Raw genomic sequence first — 16,138 nt, forward strand, 5'->3', positions numbered from 1 at the left:
CGCTCCCGCGGTGTCAGCTCAGCGGCGGTATCTGACCACGCTGTCCACATCCTCTTCGAGACTGAGCGAATCCGACGCAGCCAGTGTCTGCTCACCCGAGGTTGAACCCAGCTTGATCATCAGGCGCAGATCGTTGGGCGAGTCGGCGTGGGCCAGGGCGGCTTCGTAGGTGATCTCGTTTTCACGGTACAGTTTGTAGAGCGCCTGGTCGAAGGTCTGCATGCCCTGCTCGGTGGATTTCGACATCAGCTCTTTGAGCAGATGCACTTCCGCTTTACGAATGTGGTCAGACACCAGTGGCGTATTGATCATCACTTCCACCACCGCGCGTCTGCCCTGTCCATCGACCGTGGGTATCAGCTGCTGGGCCACCATGGCGCGAAGGTTCAGCGACAGGTCCATCCACACCTGGGTATGCCGGTCGCTGGGAAAGAAATGGATGATCCGATCCAGCGCCTGGTTGGCGTTATTTGCGTGGAGTGTGCACAGACACAGATGGCCGGTTTCCGCGAAGGCAACCGCATGCTCCATCGTCTCCCGCGAGCGCACTTCGCCGATCATGATTACGTCCGGCGCCTGACGCAGGGTGTTCTTCAGTGCGACTTCGAAGCTTTCCGTATCTACACCGACTTCACGCTGGGTGATGATGCAGCCGCGATGCTGGTGAATGAACTCGATGGGATCTTCGATGCTGATGATGTGTCCGGTGGAGTTCTCGTTGCGATGACCGATCATGGCTGCAAGGGAGGTGGACTTCCCGGTGCCTGTCGCCCCGACAAAAATGATCAGGCCGCGTTTTGTCATCGCCAGATCTTCGATGATCGGGGGCAGGCCCAGGTCTGACACCAGAGGGATCGTCGTTTCGATCCGCCGCAGCACCATGCCGACCAGATTGCGCTGCTGAAATGCACTGACCCGGAAACGGCCGAGGCCCCGGGTGTTGATCGCAAAATTGCATTCGTGCTGTTTTAGAAAGGTTTCCTGCTGCTCTTTGTTCATCACGCCGAGGACTACATCCCGGGACTGTTCCGGCGCAAGGCTGGACTTCCCCGCAGCAAACAGCTTGCCGTTGATTTTCAACATGGGCGGTTTACCTGCTGTGATGAACAGGTCGGATGCGCCTTTCTCCACCACAAGCCGAAGCAGTTTGTCGAATTCCATGCTGACCTCTAGAAGTTGTCCGGGATCTTGGCTTTCTCTCTGGCGGTATCGCGTGTGACAACACGTTTCTTCACCAGCTCCTGCAGGTTCTGATCCAGTGTCACCATACCGTGCGCGCTGCCGGTCTGGATCGCTGAATACATCTGCGCCACCTTGTCTTCCCGGATCAGGTTCCGAATGGCGGGAATGCCGATCATGATTTCATGCGCTGCCACCCGGCCACCGTTGGCGCGCTTGAGCAGCGTCTGGGAGATCACCGCCTGCAGTGACTCGGAGAGCTGGGAGCGCACCATGGATTTTTCTTCTGCAGGAAACACGTCGATCACCCGGTCAATGGTTTTGGCCGCGGAGGTGGTGTGCAGCGTGCCGAATACCAGGTGACCGGTCTCAGCCGCGGTGAGCGCCAGACGGATGGTCTCCAGGTCCCGCATCTCACCCACCAGGATGATGTCCGGGTCTTCCCGCAGCGCGGAGCGGAGCGCTTCGTTGAAGCCATGGGTGTCGCGATGGACTTCCCGCTGGTTGACCAGGCACTTTTTCGATTCGTGGACGAATTCGATCGGATCTTCGATGGTGAGAATGTGGTCGTAACGGTTGTCGTTGACGAAGTCGATCATCGCCGCCAGGGTCGTGCTCTTGCCGGAGCCGGTGGGTCCGGTCACCAGCACGAGACCCCGCGGCACCATGGAGATGTCCTTGAAGACCTGGCCCATGTCCAGATCTTCCATGGTGAGCACCTTGGAAGGAATGGTACGGAACACCGCACCCGCGCCCCGATTCTGATTGAAGGCATTAACACGGAAGCGGGCAACGCCGGGTACCTCGAAGGAGAAGTCTGTCTCCAGAAACTCTTCAAAGTCCTTCCGCTGTTTGTCATTCATGATCTCGTAGATCAGCGAATGCACTTCGGGGTGTTCGAGCGGCGGCAGATTGATCCGGCGGACGTCGCCGTCGACCCGGATCATCGGCGGCAGACCTGCAGAAAGGTGCAGGTCCGAAGCGCCCTGTTTGGCGCTGAACGCGAGCAGTTCGGTTATGTCCATCGTAATCCCTGTCTGCAATTCGGTCGGTGAGACCGTCAATCCTTTTCTCTTTGCCTATTCAGCTCTCTAGCTTGCCGGGCATTCATAGAGCCTGCTTCAGCCTGCTTTTCACACCCGGGCGTCTGTGCCCGGGGTCAATGGCGGCCTTCTTCAGCGCGAACAGCATCCGTTCATCGCTCGATATAGTATTATCTGCGCCTGCGATGCACCACGCTATCGGCCCGTTCCACTCACACCGGTGCGTTTTCTGCGACACCGTTGGCACACTGACTTTGCACCCCATCCCGACAGAAACAGCCACTATTTCCGAGCGCCTGGCGGCTGTGCACGCGCAGATCAACTCGGCTGCAGTTCTCGCCGGGCGCAGACCGGAGCAGGTGTGTCTGATCGCGGCGTCGAAAACACAGCCGCCAGAGGTCATTCGCGAAGCCGCTGCGGCCGGCCAGCGCGACTTCGGCGAAAATTATGTTCAGGAGGCGGTCGATAAGATCCGGGCGGTCAACGATCCGCACCTCGTGTGGCACTTCATAGGTGCAATTCAAAGCAACAAGACCCGCATCCTGGCTGCCACCTTCGACTGGGTCCACACCGTGGACAGGATCAGGATCGCCCGGCGTCTGGATCGCCAGTGCCCCGCCGGCAGGCGTCTCAACATCTGCCTGCAGGTGAATGTGGATGAAGATCCCAACAAGGCGGGCGTGGTCCCCGACGATACAGGTACACTGCTGGACGCCTGTGGAGACCTCGACAACTTGAGGGTCCGCGGCCTGATGACCATACTCGATCCGCGCTCTGACCCGATCCTGAGCTACGCCAGGCTGCATGACCTGTTCGCAGCGCTGGCCGATCGCGCGTCCCCGGACTGGGATACGCTTTCCATGGGTATGAGCGGGGATTTCGCAGCTGCCATCGCAGCGGGCGCCACCCACATTCGAATCGGAACAGCAATCTTCGGTCCGCGCGATGCTTCGGCCCAGTCGCCCGCTGCGGAAGACACCAGAACACAAGGACAAACTGAGGACCCCCTTTGACAGACAAACCGGGAAACACGGCAGGCATCGCGCAGAGCAGGGCGCCCGGCAGCACGCGGATTGCCTTCATCGGTGGCGGCAACATGGCCCGCAGCCTCATCACCGGACTGCTCGCAGCCGGCTGGAATCAGGCCCGGATCCGGGTAAGCGAGCCCCTTGCCGAGCAACGCAAGGTGCTTGCAGATATGGGCGTGACAGCCGTCGCCTCCAACGATGAGGCGATCGTCGACGCGGCGGTGGTGGTGCTCGCTGTCAAACCTCAGCTGCTGAGCAAGGTCCTGCGCGATCTGCGAGGCCTGGAAAATGCTCAGCTGCTGATCTCTATCGCAGCCGGTGTGCCGCTGACAGCGATCAGACAGTGGTCGAGTCCTGACCAGCCCGTCGTGCGCTGCATGCCGAACACGCCGGCACTGCTGCGGGCCGGCATCACCGGCCTGTTCGCCGATGAAAGGGTAAATGCCGCACAGCGGCAGCTCGCGGAACAGATCCTGGCGGCAGCGGGCAAAGTCATCTGGGTTGCAGACGAAGCCCAGCTCGATGCGGTAACAGCCGTTTCCGGAAGCGGACCCGCCTACTTCTTCTATCTGATGGAGGCCATGGTGGATGCCGGTGTCAGTCTCGGCCTCGACGAGGAGACAGCCACCCTGCTGACCCTGGAAACCGCCTACGGTGCCGCCCTGATGGCCCGCGCCGGTGATCGCGCACCCGCTCGGCTGCGCGCCAATGTCACCTCACCCGGCGGCACCACCGAGCGCGCGCTGTCCATCCTCGAAGCCGCCGGAGTGCGGCGATCGGTGGAAGAAGCCCTTACCGGTGCCGCCCAACGCTCGAAAGAACTGGCAGAGGAGTTTGGTCGCTCATGAATGACGCGCTTGCCTATGTGGTCTATTACATCCTGCACCTGGTCACCGTGCTTTTCATTGCCCGCTTCCTGCTGCAGGCCTGCCGCGCGGATTTTTACAACCCGATATCCCAGGGCATCGTCAAAGTGACAGACCCGCTGCTCAAACCGCTGCGCATGGCAGTCCCCGGTTATCGCAATCTCGACTTCGCCTCCTTCCTGTCTGCCCTCGCCGCACAGGTGCTGCTGACTTTCGCCCTGGCCGCCATTTCCGCCGCCTATCCCGGCAGCTTCCTCACCATCGTCGTCAATTCTGCGATCACGGTGGTGCTCTTCATTGTGAAGGGTATCTGGTGGTCGATTCTGATCGTGATCATTGCCAGCTTCTTCGCCCAGGGCAGCCATCATCCGGCTCTGACTCTGCTGCAGCAGATTACCGAGCCTGTACTCGCCCCGGCCAGGCGGCTGCTGCCCCCCATGGGTGGCCTGGACTTCTCACCCATCGTCGTGTTTCTGCTCATCGGTGTACTGGAGCGCATCCTGCCCCAGCTGTATCTCTAGGCTTGATCGACACGCTCGATCGACAGCCGGCCCCTACCGGCCGGCGCCTTGATGGCTTTTCGCTCCTTGCTATAGACTCCGCCGTCCAGTTGATGCAGGTCCCGCGGTCCATGACCGAATCACGGACAGAAAGCTCTGTCGGAATCGTCATACCGCAACGATTTCGCCATCCGTCCACCTTCGAGCTGCAGTGCGGCGAGCATCTCGCGGGCTTCGAACTCGTCTACGAAACCTACGGCACGCTCAACGCCGAGCGGTCCAACGCGGTACTGGTCTGCCACGCCCTGTCCGGTAATCATCACGCAGCCGGCTACCACAGCGGCGAGGAACGCAAGCCGGGCTGGTGGGACAGCTGCATCGGACCCGGTAAGCCCATCGACACGGACCGCTTCTTCGTTCTCAGCCTGAACAACCTGGGCGGCTGCGATGGCAGCACCGGACCCTTGAGCATCGATCCCGCCACCGGTCGGGCCTTTGGTCCCGACTTTCCCGGGGTGACGGTCAAAGACTGGGTAGCCAGCCAGGCACTGCTGGCAGACCATCTGGGGATCACGCAATTCGCCGCCGTGATCGGCGGCAGTCTTGGCGGCATGCAGGCCATGCAGTGGGCGATGGACTATCCCCGGCGCCTTCGCTGTGCAGTGCTGATCGCCAGCGCAGCGCGACTGTCGGCGCAGAATATCGCCTTCAACGAGATCGCCCGCAAGGCCATTCAGAGCGACCCCCGGTTCCATGGCGGTCACTACCGGGAAAAGGGCACGAACCCGGATCTCGGCCTGATGCTCGCCCGTATGGTGGGCCACGTGACTTATCTCTCGGACGACGGCATGCGCATGAAATTCGGACGGGAGATCAAATCCGGCGACATCCGCAACGGGCGCGATGTGCAGTTTCAGGTCGAAAGCTATCTGCACTACCAGGGACGCTCGTTTTCTCAGCGCTTCGATGCCAACACCTATCTGCTGATGACTCACGCGCTGGACTACTTCGACCCGGCGGGTGACTTCGAAGACAACCTGGTCGCCGCACTGCAGAATGTGCAGTGTCGCTTCTGTGTGATCGCTTTCAGCAGCGACTGGCGGTTCTCAGCCGAGCGCTCCAAAGAAATTGTCGATGCGCTGATTGCAGCAGGAAAAGATGTCTCGAGCGCAGTGATTCAGTCCGAACACGGTCACGACTCCTTTCTGCTGCCCATCCCGAGATACTTCGATGTGCTCGGCGGCTACTTTGATCGTCTTGCAACCGAGATCGAACATGCGTCCTGACCTCGCCATCATCAGCGACCTGATCCACCCGGGCGCCCGGGTGCTCGATCTGGGTTGTGGAGAAGGCGAACTGCTCGCGCATCTCCAGGCCACCAAGTCGGTCAACGGCTATGGACTGGAGATAGATCCGGACAACATCACCACCTGCATCCGCAAGGGGGTGAACGTCATCGAGCAGAACCTCGACAGCGGTCTGGGCAATTTTTCAGATCAGAGCTTCGACATGGTCGTGATGACCGAAACACTGCAGTCGGTAAAAGCACCGGATATCCTGCTCGAAGAGATGCTTCGCATCGGCCGGGAATGCATCGTTACCTTTCCAAATTTCGGCTACTGGCGCTGCCGCCTCTACCTCGCATCAAACGGTCGCATGCCCGTTTCCGAACACCTGCCTCATGCCTGGTACAACACACCAAACATACACCTGTGCACCTTCAAGGATTTCGAACAGCTGTGTCAGGAGAGAGGCTTCAACATCATTGAACGATTCGTAGTCGATGCTGCCCATATCAATCGAGGCCTGATCAACCGGTTTCCGAATTTCTTCGGCACCTTCGCCTTTTATCGCCTGGAGAAGATCCGCTCATGAACCCTCTCGCCTGCATATTCCAGTCGACCTTCGCTCTGTCTTCCCGGCTGTGGCAGATTGCTTCCGCAAGGCGGTGGCTTTCCTGCCGGATGGCTGCGTCTTTTCTGCTTCTGCTCGCCGGCTTGTCAGCACAGGCCGAGCAGATGCAGAAGCTGGGTGAATATGAAGTGCACTATGTGGTCGTGCCGACGTCGTTTTTCAATCCCGCCATCGCAGATCGCTACGACATCGTGCGGGGGAAAGATCGCGCCCTGATGAATCTGTCGATTCTCAATGCAGATCAGGTCCCTGTAACTGCACAGGTTGAGGGAACCATGACCAACCTGCTCGGACAGCAGCAGCAGCTCGAATTCACCGAGGTTCGCGAGGGCAGTGCTGTTTACTACCTTGCGCCGATCAAACACACAGACCGTGAGACTCTGAGGTTTTCGATCCGGATCGCGGTACCGGGCGACACGCCACACGAACTGAAATTTCAGCAGCAGATGTACTGGGACGGCAGATGAGAGTCGTGCTGGCCAGCGGGAATGCCGGCAAGCTTGCGGAGCTGCGCATGCTGCTGGAACCCCGGGGGCTGGATCTCGTCAACCAGAGCGATTTCGGGCTGCTTTCCGCCGAAGAAACTGCTGCCACCTTCGTGGAAAATGCACTGCTCAAGGCCCGGCATGCCAGCCGCCACTGCGCATTGCCAGCACTCGCGGACGATTCCGGGCTTTGCGTGGACGCCCTGGGCGGCGCACCGGGAATCCACTCCGCCCGCTTTGCCGGTCCCGACGCCAGTGACGCAGACAACAATCTGAAACTCCAGGAGACGCTGGGTGCTTACAGGCGCTCCGCCACCGCCTTCTACTACTGTGTCCTCGTTTTAGTAAGACATCCGGAAGACCCTGCTCCGCTGCTCGCTACCGGAATCTGGCGCGGTCAGATCATCCGCACCGCCCGGGGCGGCAACGGATTCGGCTATGATCCCTACTTCGAACCGGCAGGCTCGGAGCAGACCGCGGCCGAGCTGGATCCGGCGACAAAGAACCGCATCAGCCACCGGGGTCGTGCGATAGACACCCTGCTGCAACAGCTTAAGTCCCTGCAGTCCACCCTCCAGCCATGACGGCACCACAGCTCGCCCTCTACCTGCACTTCCCCTGGTGTGTGCGCAAGTGTCCGTATTGCGACTTCAACTCCCATCCGCTGAACGACCCGCTGGATGAGGGCGCCTACCTGGCGGCCCTGTTCGAGGATCTCGAAGATCAGCTGGGCAGCCAGCCAGAGGTCGAGATCACATCGATCTTCTTCGGTGGCGGAACTCCGAGCCTGTTTTCTCCGGATACCTTCGCCCGGATCCTCGAACGTCTGACAGGGTATCTCACACAGGATGCGGAGATCACCCTGGAAGCCAACCCAGGCACCACCGAACACCATGACCTCGGCAGCTATCGCGCTGCAGGTATCAACAGGGTTTCCTTCGGCGCTCAGTCATTCGACGACGCCCAGCTCAAAACTCTTGGCCGCATCCACCAGGCGGCGGAGACCTTCCGCAGCGTGGACGCCGCGCGCAAAGGCGGATTCGGCAACATCAATCTGGATCTCATGTACGGTCTGCCCGGTCAGAGTCCTCGCGAAGCCGCCGCCGATCTGCAGACGGCGCTCTCTCTCGATCCCGAGCACCTGAGCTGGTATCAGTTGACCCTCGAGCCCCGTACGGAATTTGCGCGGCGGCCGCCGATGCTGCCCGTGGACATCATGATGGAAGAAATTGAGCGTCGCGGTTATGCCCTGCTCGCCGATGCAGGCTTCGCGCGTTATGAGGTTTCCGCCTACGCACGACCCGGCAGAGAATGCCGGCACAACCTCAACTACTGGTCATTCGGCAACTATCTCGGTGCAGGTGCCGGTGCTCACGGGAAATTGACAGCACCCCCGACAGGGGACTCGCGAGCGCGCTTTATCAGAACGGTCAAACCCCGTCAGCCGCGCCTCTATCTGGCGGCCCCCCGGAACATCACCCGGGCGTCGATCGAGGTCGCCGATTTACCCGGGGAATTCATGCTCAACGCACTGCGGCTGGTTGAGGGTGTTTCTCACGACACCTTCCAGCAGCGCACGGGTCTGTCCCTTGGCGCCCTGGAACCCGCAAGGACTCAGCAGATTGAACGCGGGCTTCTGCGAGCCGACCGGCTTGCAGCCACCCCGCGAGGCTATGCCATGCTGGACGGTCTGGTAACCGCATTTCTCTGAGCATTGAGACCCGCCATCCCTGATCAGGACTCCCGACGGTATTCCAGATCCCAGACCGCATGGCCGAGACGCTGACCACGGGCTTCGAAGTTGGTGATCGGCCGCTCTTCGGCACGAGGTCCGAATTGAGTTTCCCAGACATTGATCAGTCCCCGTGTCTGCTCGAGCACAGTGTACATCCAGTGGGCATAGGGCTCCCAGTCCGTCGCCAGCAGCAGACGGCCTCCCGGGCGCAACCTGGAGCAGAGCAGCGCCGCGAAATCCGGTTGCAGGAGGCGCCGTTTATGATGCCGCTTCTTCGGCCAGGGATCGGGAAAGAAAATGCGTACCTCATCGAGAGAAGCCTCTGCGATCCACCGCGCCAGCGCCACTTCCGCCGGGGATTCGATCACCCGGACATTGTCGATTTCGAGACGCTCCACACCCAGCAGCAGCGCACCGATACCCGGCTGATAGACCTCGATACCCAGCAGATTCCACTCCGGCGCCTGGCAGGCCCAGTCGAGCAGCGCGTGGCCCATACCGAAACCGATCTCCAGCCCGACGGGTGCAGCACGACCAAACAGTGTGGCGTCGATCGAAGTAAGGTGCGTAACATCGACACAGTAACGCGCTGACAGAGATTCCAGCGCACGCTGTTGCCCACGCGTGATCCGACCCCGTCGGCGCAGGAAAGGACGGTACTGCTCCGGCTCGCTGATCGCCGTCCCGCCCCGTGTGTCTGTCTGTTTTACGGGCGATTCATTCACCGGTCCGTCCGCCGGTCCGTCCGCCGTCACCGCCAGGCGGCGACCAGCAGCGCCATCCAGCCAGCGAGAAAGGCAACGCCACCCATCGGCGTGACGGGGCCGAGCAGTCTCGGCCCGCCGAGTGCGAGCACATAGAGGCTGCCGGAGAAAAGCAGAATACCCGCGAGAAAACACCAGCCTGCGGCCGTCAGCGCAGAAGACGGATTAGCGGCGCTGGTCCGCAGAAACAGAGCAACGAGCACCAGCGCCAGGGCATGCACCAGCTGGTATTGAACAGCCGTCTCCCAGGTGGACAGAGAAGATTCCGCAAGGCGGGATTTCAGCGCATGTGCGCCGAAGGCACCCAACAGCACCCCGGTGCCGCCTGCGAGGGCACCGGCACCGAGAAAAAATTGTGCGCTCAGGAGCCGCGCCTCGGATCGGGTGCTATCCAGGGATCAGGCTGCAACGGCGAGTTTCAACTTCTGCATCGCAGTTTTTTCAATCTGCCGGATACGCTCCGCAGAGACGTCATATTCGGCAGCAAGCTCATGCAGCGTCGACTTGTCGTCGGTGAGCCAGCGACGCTCGATTACCGCACGACTGCGGTCATCCAGAGTAGCCAGTGCCTGGGTGAGCCTTTCACTGGCCCCTGACTGCCAGTCTTCTTCCGCCACAAGATCTGCAGGGTCTTCATCTGAGGTCGCGAGAAAATGGGCTGGTGCGGTTCCGATCTCTTCATCATCCGCATCGGCCGCCCCGTCGAAGGCCATGTCCGAAGACGCCAGCCGGCCTTCCATGCGGGTGACTTCCGCTTCGGATACGCCCAGATCGGCGGCAACCGCCTGGGTTTCCTCCGGTGTCAGCCAGGCCAGTCGCTGTTTGGCACCGCGCAGATTGAAGAACAGTTTGCGCTGGGCCTTGGTGGTCGCAACCTTCACGATCCGCCAGTTGCGCAGAATGAATTCATGCATCTCCGCCTTGATCCAGTGCACGGCAAAAGACACCAGCCGCACACCGACTTCCGGATTGAAGCGTTTTACCGCCTTCATCAGGCCGACGTTGCCTTCCTGAATGAGGTCCGCCTCAGAGAGCCCATAACCGCGATAGCCGCGCGCCAGATGCACGACAAAACGAAGGTGACAGAGAACGAGTTCACGGGCGGCTTCGAGATCTTCGTCATGGTAGAAGCGCTCAGCCAGCTCCTTCTCCCGCTCCGCGCTGAGCACTGGGAAGGCGCTGACCGTGCGTACATAGGCATTCAGATCCTGGCCCGGGGCAAGGCTGTTCAGCGCAAGTACGTTTGTGGTCATCTGATACCTCCGGTAACACTCAATAAGACAAGTCTAGCACTCGGCTTATCTGACTGCTAACCCCGAGCGATGTTCCGTGCTCCCGTTGATCGCCGGATCAACACGCTGAATTTAAAGGATTTCCAGGTCCCTCAGGCGTGCCCGCGCCGCCATTCTGGCGCCGCCTACGCCCAAAACGCCGCCAATCAGCAGCAGTGCGGACAGGAATATGGGATCAAAGCCCGCCAATTCCAAGTCCTGGGAGTAGCTGCCCAGCAGTTTTGTGAGCGGTGCCTCAACGATGACCAGACACAGACTGATCAGCATCGCGGCGACCAGGCCACCGCCGAGGCCGTAGCAGAGTCCATAGTAGAGGAACGGGCGCCTGATCTGGGGATCGGTGGCGCCCACCAGCTTCAGCACTTTAAGCTCCTCGAGCCGGGCCTCGATGGCAAGCCGCACCGAGGTTGCGGTCACCAGTACAGCACCCACTCCGAACATCAATCCGAGCACATAGGTGAGTCGAGTCACCACGGAGGAAACATAAGAGACCCGTTCGAGCCAGGTTTTCTCCACCACCACTTCAGCCACGCCTTTCCCGGCCCCGGCCAGTGCTGCCAGCGCTTCGAGATCAACCACTTCCACATCCGGCTCCAGGGTAGCCCGCAGGGAGGCGGGCAGCGGATTGGTCCCCAGCACGTCGAGCGCGTCCGCCAGGCTCGTGTAGCCGCGGAACTCCTCCAGGGCGGCCTCCCGACTGGTCAGACGCACCGACTCCACCGAAGGCTCGGTCGTGAGCGTCGCGGCTACCGCTTCCATCTGTGCCCTGGTCGCATCAAGCTCAAAATACAGGGTCAGCCCCGGCCGGCCTTCCCAGGCGTCCGTCATACCCCCGAGATTCACCTGGAGCAGAAAAAGCCCCGCCGGCAGCGCCAGCGCAATGCCGACCAGCAGCCACACCAGCAGGCTGGTGCCGAGACGCACACTGATGAAGCGCAGGGTTTCCCGGCCGATCCGCAGGTGGTCGCGCCACCAGGCACCCATCCCTGGCTTGAGCGGCGGCCAGGGATCCCGCGCACGCAGGCGCGGCCTTTGTGTATCTCTTTTACGGTCTGTGGCTGTTGCTTCAGTCATCTTCCTGCCCTGCGGTCGCTTCCTCGGACTCCAGCTCCCGGCGCGTGTCCAGACCAACCCGGACGATACGGCCCTGGTCCAGCTCAATGATCCGCAGGCCCAGCGACTCGATAAGTTCCCGATCGTGGGAAGCGACGATGACCGTGGTGCCGATCTGATTGAACTGCTGGAAGAGCTTCATGATGTCCCTGGACAGCTCCGGATCGAGATTGCCAGTGGGCTCATCGGCGAGCAGGATTTTCGGGCGATTGACGACCGCCCGGGCGATGCCGACACGCTGCTGCTCCCCGGTGGAGAGATAGCGCGGAAACAGACGCTCCTTGTCCAGCAGACCCACCCTGGACAGGGCCGCTCGCACCCGCCTGGCGATGTCTTTTTCCTTCATGCCGGTGATACGCAGGGGCAGTGAGACGTTGTCGTAAACGCTGCGGTGACCGAGCAGGTGATGATCCTGGAAAACGGCGCCCAGGTGCTGACGATAGAAGGACAGCCTGGGCCCCGTCATCTGGGTGACATTCACCCCATTGACCAGAATCTGTCCCCGGGATGGCTTGTCGAGACACAGCAGCAGTTTCAGAAAGGTACTCTTCCCGGCCCCCGAGTGCCCTGTGAGGAAGGTCATGGAGCCTTCCGCAAAATCCGCCGAGATATCTACGAGGGCTTCCTGACCGTTGTCAAAGCGTTTGGTGACGTCGTGAAATTCGATCTGAGCCATCAGCCACTCCCAGGCTCGGTTGGCAGCAGGGCATCCACAAACTGCCCCGGATCGAAGGGGCGCAGGTCTTCGACCCCCTCGCCCACGCCAATGAAGTAAACGGGCCAGTGGGCGCCCGAAGTGCGCATCCTTCGGGCAATGGCAAACAGCACGCCGGCCTTCGCGGTGCCATCCAGCTTGGTGACGACCAGGCCGGTGACCCCGACGGCTGCATCAAACTCCTGCACCTGGCTCAAGGCGTTCTGTCCGACGCCGGCATCGAGCACGAGCAGCACCTGGTGCGGGGCCTTCTCATCCAGCCGGCCGACCACCCGCTTGATCTTGATCAGTTCCTCCATGAGGTTGGTCTTGGCCTGCAGCCGGCCTGCGGTATCGGCCAGCACCACATCGACTTCACGGGCTTTTGCGGCCTGCACCGCGTCGTACACCACTGAGGCACTGTCCGCGCCCTGGCGCTGGGCGATGACGCTGATCCTGTTGCGCGTTCCCCACTGCTGCAACTGCTCCACCGCGGCCGCTCGAAAGGTATCCCCTGCCGCCAGCAGCACACTGAAGCCCCGCTCACCCAGCAGCCGCGCCAGTTTGCCGATGGTCGTGGTCTTGCCGACCCCGTTCACGCCGACAAAGAAGATCACGTAAGGCCGCAGGTCAGCGGGTATCTCCAGCGAGCCTGCAAGGGGTTCAAGCTGCGCCTTCAGCAGGGTCTTCAGCGCCCCATGCAGTGCCAGAGTGTTGTTGAGCTCTTTACGGCGGACACCGGCGGTCAGAGCGGCCATGATTTCCGCGGTGGTATCCACGCCCACGTCCGTCTGCAGCAGAGCGGTTTCCAGGTCTTCGAGGATTTCCTCGTTGATCTCCTTTTCCCCGAGCAGCAGGTTGCCCACACCGGAGGAAAGCTGCTCCCGGGTTTTGCCCAGCCCCGACTTCAGTCGGCTCCAGAACCCACCACCCCGCTTTGATTCCTGTTGTTTTGATGCCTGCTGTGAATCGGTCACGCTTTTCGAATACTCTGAATCGATGCTGGTCAACGAAGTTCGCATTATCGGTGGTCGGTGGAGAGGGCGGAAGCTGAAGTTTCCCGAAAGTCAGGATTTGCGTCCGACACTGGGGCGCGTACGGGAAACCCTCTTCAACTGGCTCAATCGCGCGGTGCTGGACGCCCGCTGCCTCGACCTTTTCGCGGGCAGCGGTGCGCTTGGATTCGAGGCCCTGTCCCGCGGTGCCGCCGAAGTCGTCCTGGTCGACCAGGCACCCAGAGTGGCGGCTGCGCTTCGAGCCAGCGCAGATCGGCTCGAAGCGACGTCCGCAACAATACACTGCGAAACGGCGGAAGCCTTCCTCAATCGCGATCACAGCAGCTGGGATCTGGTTTTTTTTGATCCTCCCTTCCGCTATCCCGACAGCGATCGCCTGCTGGAACTGATACTCAAGGATCACCTGGCGCCGAACGGTCTGATCTACATAGAACGCTCCGGGAAGGACCAGCTGCCCCACCCGGAGCTGCTGCACAAGCACAGTCGCGCGGGGGATTGTCAATTCGGTTTGCTTGCCAGGCCCTGACCAGGCCGCTACCATCCGCCGACTCCAATCCAGGGGGGACAGAGGAATGGGGCCGTCATGAAATCGGTGGTGTATCCGGGTTCGTTCAATCCAATCACGAACGGCCACACAGACCTGATCAAACGCGCGCTGCGGTTATTCGATCACGTGATTCTCGCAATCGGCACATCTGCCCAGAAGAACCCCTCCGTAGACCTCGCGGACAGGATCAGCCTCTGCAAAGAGGTACTGGCCGAGTTCGGTGACCGTGTCAGCGTGGAAGGCTTCAATACGCTGCTGGTGGACTACGTGCGCAGCCGGGAAGCGCGATTCATCCTCCGCGGACTGCGGACGGTGACTGACTTCGACTACGAATTTCAGATGGCGGAAATGAATCAGTCCCTGGATCCCGGCATCGAATACGTGTTCCTGCCCACATCCAAAGACTGTTCGTTTATTTCTTCGACGCTGGTGCGGGAAATCGCCGCACTCGGCGGCGACATTTCACAGTTTGTACATCCCGCAGTCGTAAAGGCTTACGCACCGACCGGACGCTGATCGACCGGCTTCCTGCCTGGCCTCAGGCGCCCGGACTTTAATACGCTCGTGCTTCAGCGCGCTCGTGCTTCAGCGCGCTCGTGCTTCAGCGCGCTCGTGCTTCAGCGCGCATCGTCCGTCGCCACCTTCTGACGCCGACCTTCGGATCTGCAGCCCAGGCAGCGAATGAAGGTCTCCCGGGCCGGGCCCAGGACGAGGGAGTCGGCAGCTTCTCCGGCGTTGCCGCCAAGCAGGGTGAACGGCAGACTCACGCCCCACAGCACGGCGCCCACACCGGTGGCCACGACCCCCAGCGGTCGCGCAACGACGATATCCAGGGTCTGATCTTCCCAGCGCGGTGCATCTTCCCTCGCCAGTGCCGGAGTGGCTGTCACTGCGATCAGCAGAGCTGCACCGATGGCGCGAAAGGCTGCACGGTTGATGAGTGTCATAGCAGGTTCCTCAATGTCCATATCTCCCGGCCGTGAACGCTCAGCCGCCGATGGCGGATCGGTCTCCTGGCCAGTCCAGTCAATATGCTGAAGTCCCACGCGGGGATCAAAGCTTAGGCACTTTACCACCGGGGTCGGCTAAAACACTGAGACTTCTGGCAATGTTTGCAAAAAACCGTCGCTCTCTGGCCGATGCGCAGCGACTGCAGTGCACGGCCGCAGGCCCGGCAGGGTTGTCCTTCCCGGCCATAGACATTGAGCGACTGGCTGAAATAGCCCGGGTTGCCATCTTCCTTTACGAAGTCTCTGAGGGTCGTGCCCCCCTGTTCGATGGCGGCATGCAGTGTGCGGCGGATGGCGTCCGCCAGTGCCTGATAAGCCGCCAGGGTCACCCGTCCTGCCGCGACTGTGGGTCGGATACCGGCGAGAAAAAGCGCCTCATTGGCGTAAATATTGCCCACGCCCACCACGACATGGCTGTCCATGATGAAACTCTTCACCGCGACCCGGCGGCCCCGGGCCGCCCGTTTCAGCAGCGACCCGTCGAATGACGCATCGAGGGGCTCCGGGCCGAGAGGGGCGAGCAGCCAGTGTTCGGCAGGATCCCCCGTGTGCCAGTGCACGCTGCCGAAGCGTCGCGGATCGTGGAATCGCAGGGCCTGGCCATCGGCAAACCTGAACTCGAGGTGATCGTGTTTCCGCCGGGGTGCACCGACCGCCAGCACCCGCAGACTGCCGGACATCCCCAGATGGACAATGAGTGTCCCGGTTTCGAAGCGGAACAGCAGGTATTTGCCGCGGCGCTCGACACCCAGCAGTCGCTGGCCGGCCAGCGTCGGCGGCAGCACAACAGGCCAGCGCAGACGCGCATCTCTGACATCAAACGACTCGAGGATTCGGGATTCGAGGAGGGGCGCTACGCCGCGCCGGGTAGTTTCGACCTCAGGCAGTTCAGGCAAGGGGTGCGGGGGAGGTATGCATCGTGCAACGATCAGCCGCCACCGCTCGGCGGCCG

20 protein-coding genes are annotated in these 16,138 nt (G+C 61.2%); 10 read left to right on the forward strand and 10 right to left on the reverse strand.

Going from position 1 to position 16,138, the window contains the following annotated elements:
* Positions 1-18 precede the first annotated feature (18 nt).
* The gene (locus R3E82_22610; protein MEZ5553687.1) at positions 19-1,161 is read right to left on the reverse strand and encodes a PilT/PilU family type 4a pilus ATPase; all 1,143 of its coding nucleotides are present in this window, start codon (positions 1,159-1,161) and stop codon (positions 19-21) included.
* Between the two features lie 8 nt (positions 1,162-1,169).
* Positions 1,170-2,204 carry a type IV pilus twitching motility protein PilT gene (locus R3E82_22615; protein MEZ5553688.1) on the reverse strand — a complete coding sequence of 345 codons (1,035 nt, stop codon included), beginning with the start codon at positions 2,202-2,204 and terminating at the stop codon, positions 1,170-1,172.
* A 272-nt stretch (positions 2,205-2,476) separates the two neighbouring features.
* Between R3E82_22615 and R3E82_22620 the strand changes: the two genes are divergently transcribed.
* From R3E82_22620 to hemW, 8 genes are all read left to right on the forward strand, one after another.
* On the forward strand, positions 2,477-3,235 hold the full coding sequence (locus tag R3E82_22620) for a YggS family pyridoxal phosphate-dependent enzyme (GenBank protein ID MEZ5553689.1): 759 nt from the start codon (positions 2,477-2,479) through the stop codon (positions 3,233-3,235).
* Complete coding sequence (proC, locus tag R3E82_22625; protein ID MEZ5553690.1) at positions 3,232-4,098, forward strand: pyrroline-5-carboxylate reductase; 867 nt, start codon at positions 3,232-3,234, stop codon at positions 4,096-4,098. Before R3E82_22620 ends, proC begins: the two co-directional genes overlap by 4 nt.
* Positions 4,095-4,637: a YggT family protein gene (locus tag R3E82_22630; GenBank protein ID MEZ5553691.1), complete on the forward strand. Its 543-nt coding sequence runs from the start codon at positions 4,095-4,097 to the stop codon at positions 4,635-4,637. Before proC ends, R3E82_22630 begins: the two co-directional genes overlap by 4 nt.
* Before the next feature lie 110 nt (positions 4,638-4,747).
* Entirely contained in the window at positions 4,748-5,902 is a 1,155-nt protein-coding gene (locus tag R3E82_22635; protein MEZ5553692.1) for a homoserine O-acetyltransferase, read from the forward strand.
* Positions 5,892-6,491 carry a methionine biosynthesis protein MetW gene (metW, locus tag R3E82_22640; protein MEZ5553693.1) on the forward strand — a complete coding sequence of 200 codons (600 nt, stop codon included), beginning with the start codon at positions 5,892-5,894 and terminating at the stop codon, positions 6,489-6,491. Before R3E82_22635 ends, metW begins: the two co-directional genes overlap by 11 nt.
* Entirely contained in the window at positions 6,488-6,997 is a 510-nt protein-coding gene (locus R3E82_22645) for a DUF4426 domain-containing protein (protein ID MEZ5553694.1), read from the forward strand. Before metW ends, R3E82_22645 begins: the two co-directional genes overlap by 4 nt.
* The gene (gene rdgB, locus R3E82_22650; GenBank protein MEZ5553695.1) at positions 6,994-7,599 is read left to right on the forward strand and encodes an RdgB/HAM1 family non-canonical purine NTP pyrophosphatase; all 606 of its coding nucleotides are present in this window, start codon (positions 6,994-6,996) and stop codon (positions 7,597-7,599) included. The genes R3E82_22645 and rdgB overlap by 4 nt, the downstream gene beginning before the upstream one ends.
* Positions 7,596-8,726 (forward strand): radical SAM family heme chaperone HemW, encoded by a 1,131-nt coding sequence (hemW, locus tag R3E82_22655; protein MEZ5553696.1) that lies wholly within the window; start codon positions 7,596-7,598, stop codon positions 8,724-8,726. Before rdgB ends, hemW begins: the two co-directional genes overlap by 4 nt.
* Before the next feature lie 23 nt (positions 8,727-8,749).
* Here hemW and trmB read toward each other — a convergent pair whose 3' ends face one another.
* From trmB to ftsY, 6 genes are all read right to left on the reverse strand, one after another.
* The gene (trmB, locus tag R3E82_22660) at positions 8,750-9,475 is read right to left on the reverse strand and encodes a tRNA (guanosine(46)-N7)-methyltransferase TrmB (protein MEZ5553697.1); all 726 of its coding nucleotides are present in this window, start codon (positions 9,473-9,475) and stop codon (positions 8,750-8,752) included.
* A gap of 26 nt (positions 9,476-9,501) precedes the next feature.
* Complete coding sequence (locus tag R3E82_22665) at positions 9,502-9,828, reverse strand: DUF423 domain-containing protein (protein ID MEZ5553698.1); 327 nt, start codon at positions 9,826-9,828, stop codon at positions 9,502-9,504.
* Positions 9,829-9,912: 84 nt separating this feature from the next.
* Positions 9,913-10,767, reverse strand: a complete 855-nt coding sequence (rpoH, locus tag R3E82_22670; protein ID MEZ5553699.1) for an RNA polymerase sigma factor RpoH — start codon at positions 10,765-10,767, stop codon at positions 9,913-9,915.
* Positions 10,768-10,878: 111 nt separating this feature from the next.
* Positions 10,879-11,880: a permease-like cell division protein FtsX gene (locus tag R3E82_22675; protein ID MEZ5553700.1), complete on the reverse strand. Its 1,002-nt coding sequence runs from the start codon at positions 11,878-11,880 to the stop codon at positions 10,879-10,881.
* Positions 11,873-12,595: a cell division ATP-binding protein FtsE gene (ftsE, locus tag R3E82_22680; protein MEZ5553701.1), complete on the reverse strand. Its 723-nt coding sequence runs from the start codon at positions 12,593-12,595 to the stop codon at positions 11,873-11,875. Before ftsE ends, R3E82_22675 begins: the two co-directional genes overlap by 8 nt.
* Entirely contained in the window at positions 12,595-13,590 is a 996-nt protein-coding gene (gene ftsY, locus R3E82_22685) for a signal recognition particle-docking protein FtsY (GenBank protein ID MEZ5553702.1), read from the reverse strand. The genes ftsE and ftsY overlap by 1 nt, the downstream gene beginning before the upstream one ends.
* Before the next feature lie 22 nt (positions 13,591-13,612).
* Here ftsY and rsmD point away from each other — a divergent pair, with 22 nt between their 5' ends.
* Both rsmD and coaD read left to right on the forward strand, forming a co-directional pair.
* Positions 13,613-14,155: a 16S rRNA (guanine(966)-N(2))-methyltransferase RsmD gene (gene rsmD / locus R3E82_22690; protein ID MEZ5553703.1), complete on the forward strand. Its 543-nt coding sequence runs from the start codon at positions 13,613-13,615 to the stop codon at positions 14,153-14,155.
* 57 nt (positions 14,156-14,212) lie between these two features.
* Positions 14,213-14,692, forward strand: coding sequence for a pantetheine-phosphate adenylyltransferase (coaD, locus tag R3E82_22695; GenBank protein ID MEZ5553704.1), 480 nt, complete (start codon positions 14,213-14,215; stop codon positions 14,690-14,692).
* Positions 14,693-14,793: 101 nt separating this feature from the next.
* Here coaD and R3E82_22700 read toward each other — a convergent pair whose 3' ends face one another.
* Entirely contained in the window at positions 14,794-15,123 is a 330-nt protein-coding gene (locus R3E82_22700) for a hypothetical protein (GenBank protein ID MEZ5553705.1), read from the reverse strand.
* 122 nt (positions 15,124-15,245) lie between these two features.
* Positions 15,246-16,082, reverse strand: a complete 837-nt coding sequence (gene mutM, locus R3E82_22705) for a bifunctional DNA-formamidopyrimidine glycosylase/DNA-(apurinic or apyrimidinic site) lyase (protein ID MEZ5553706.1) — start codon at positions 16,080-16,082, stop codon at positions 15,246-15,248.
* Positions 16,083-16,138 lie beyond the last annotated feature (56 nt).

Source organism: Pseudomonadales bacterium (assembly GCA_041395945.1).
Taxonomy (GTDB): domain Bacteria; phylum Pseudomonadota; class Gammaproteobacteria; order Pseudomonadales; family Azotimanducaceae; genus SZUA-309.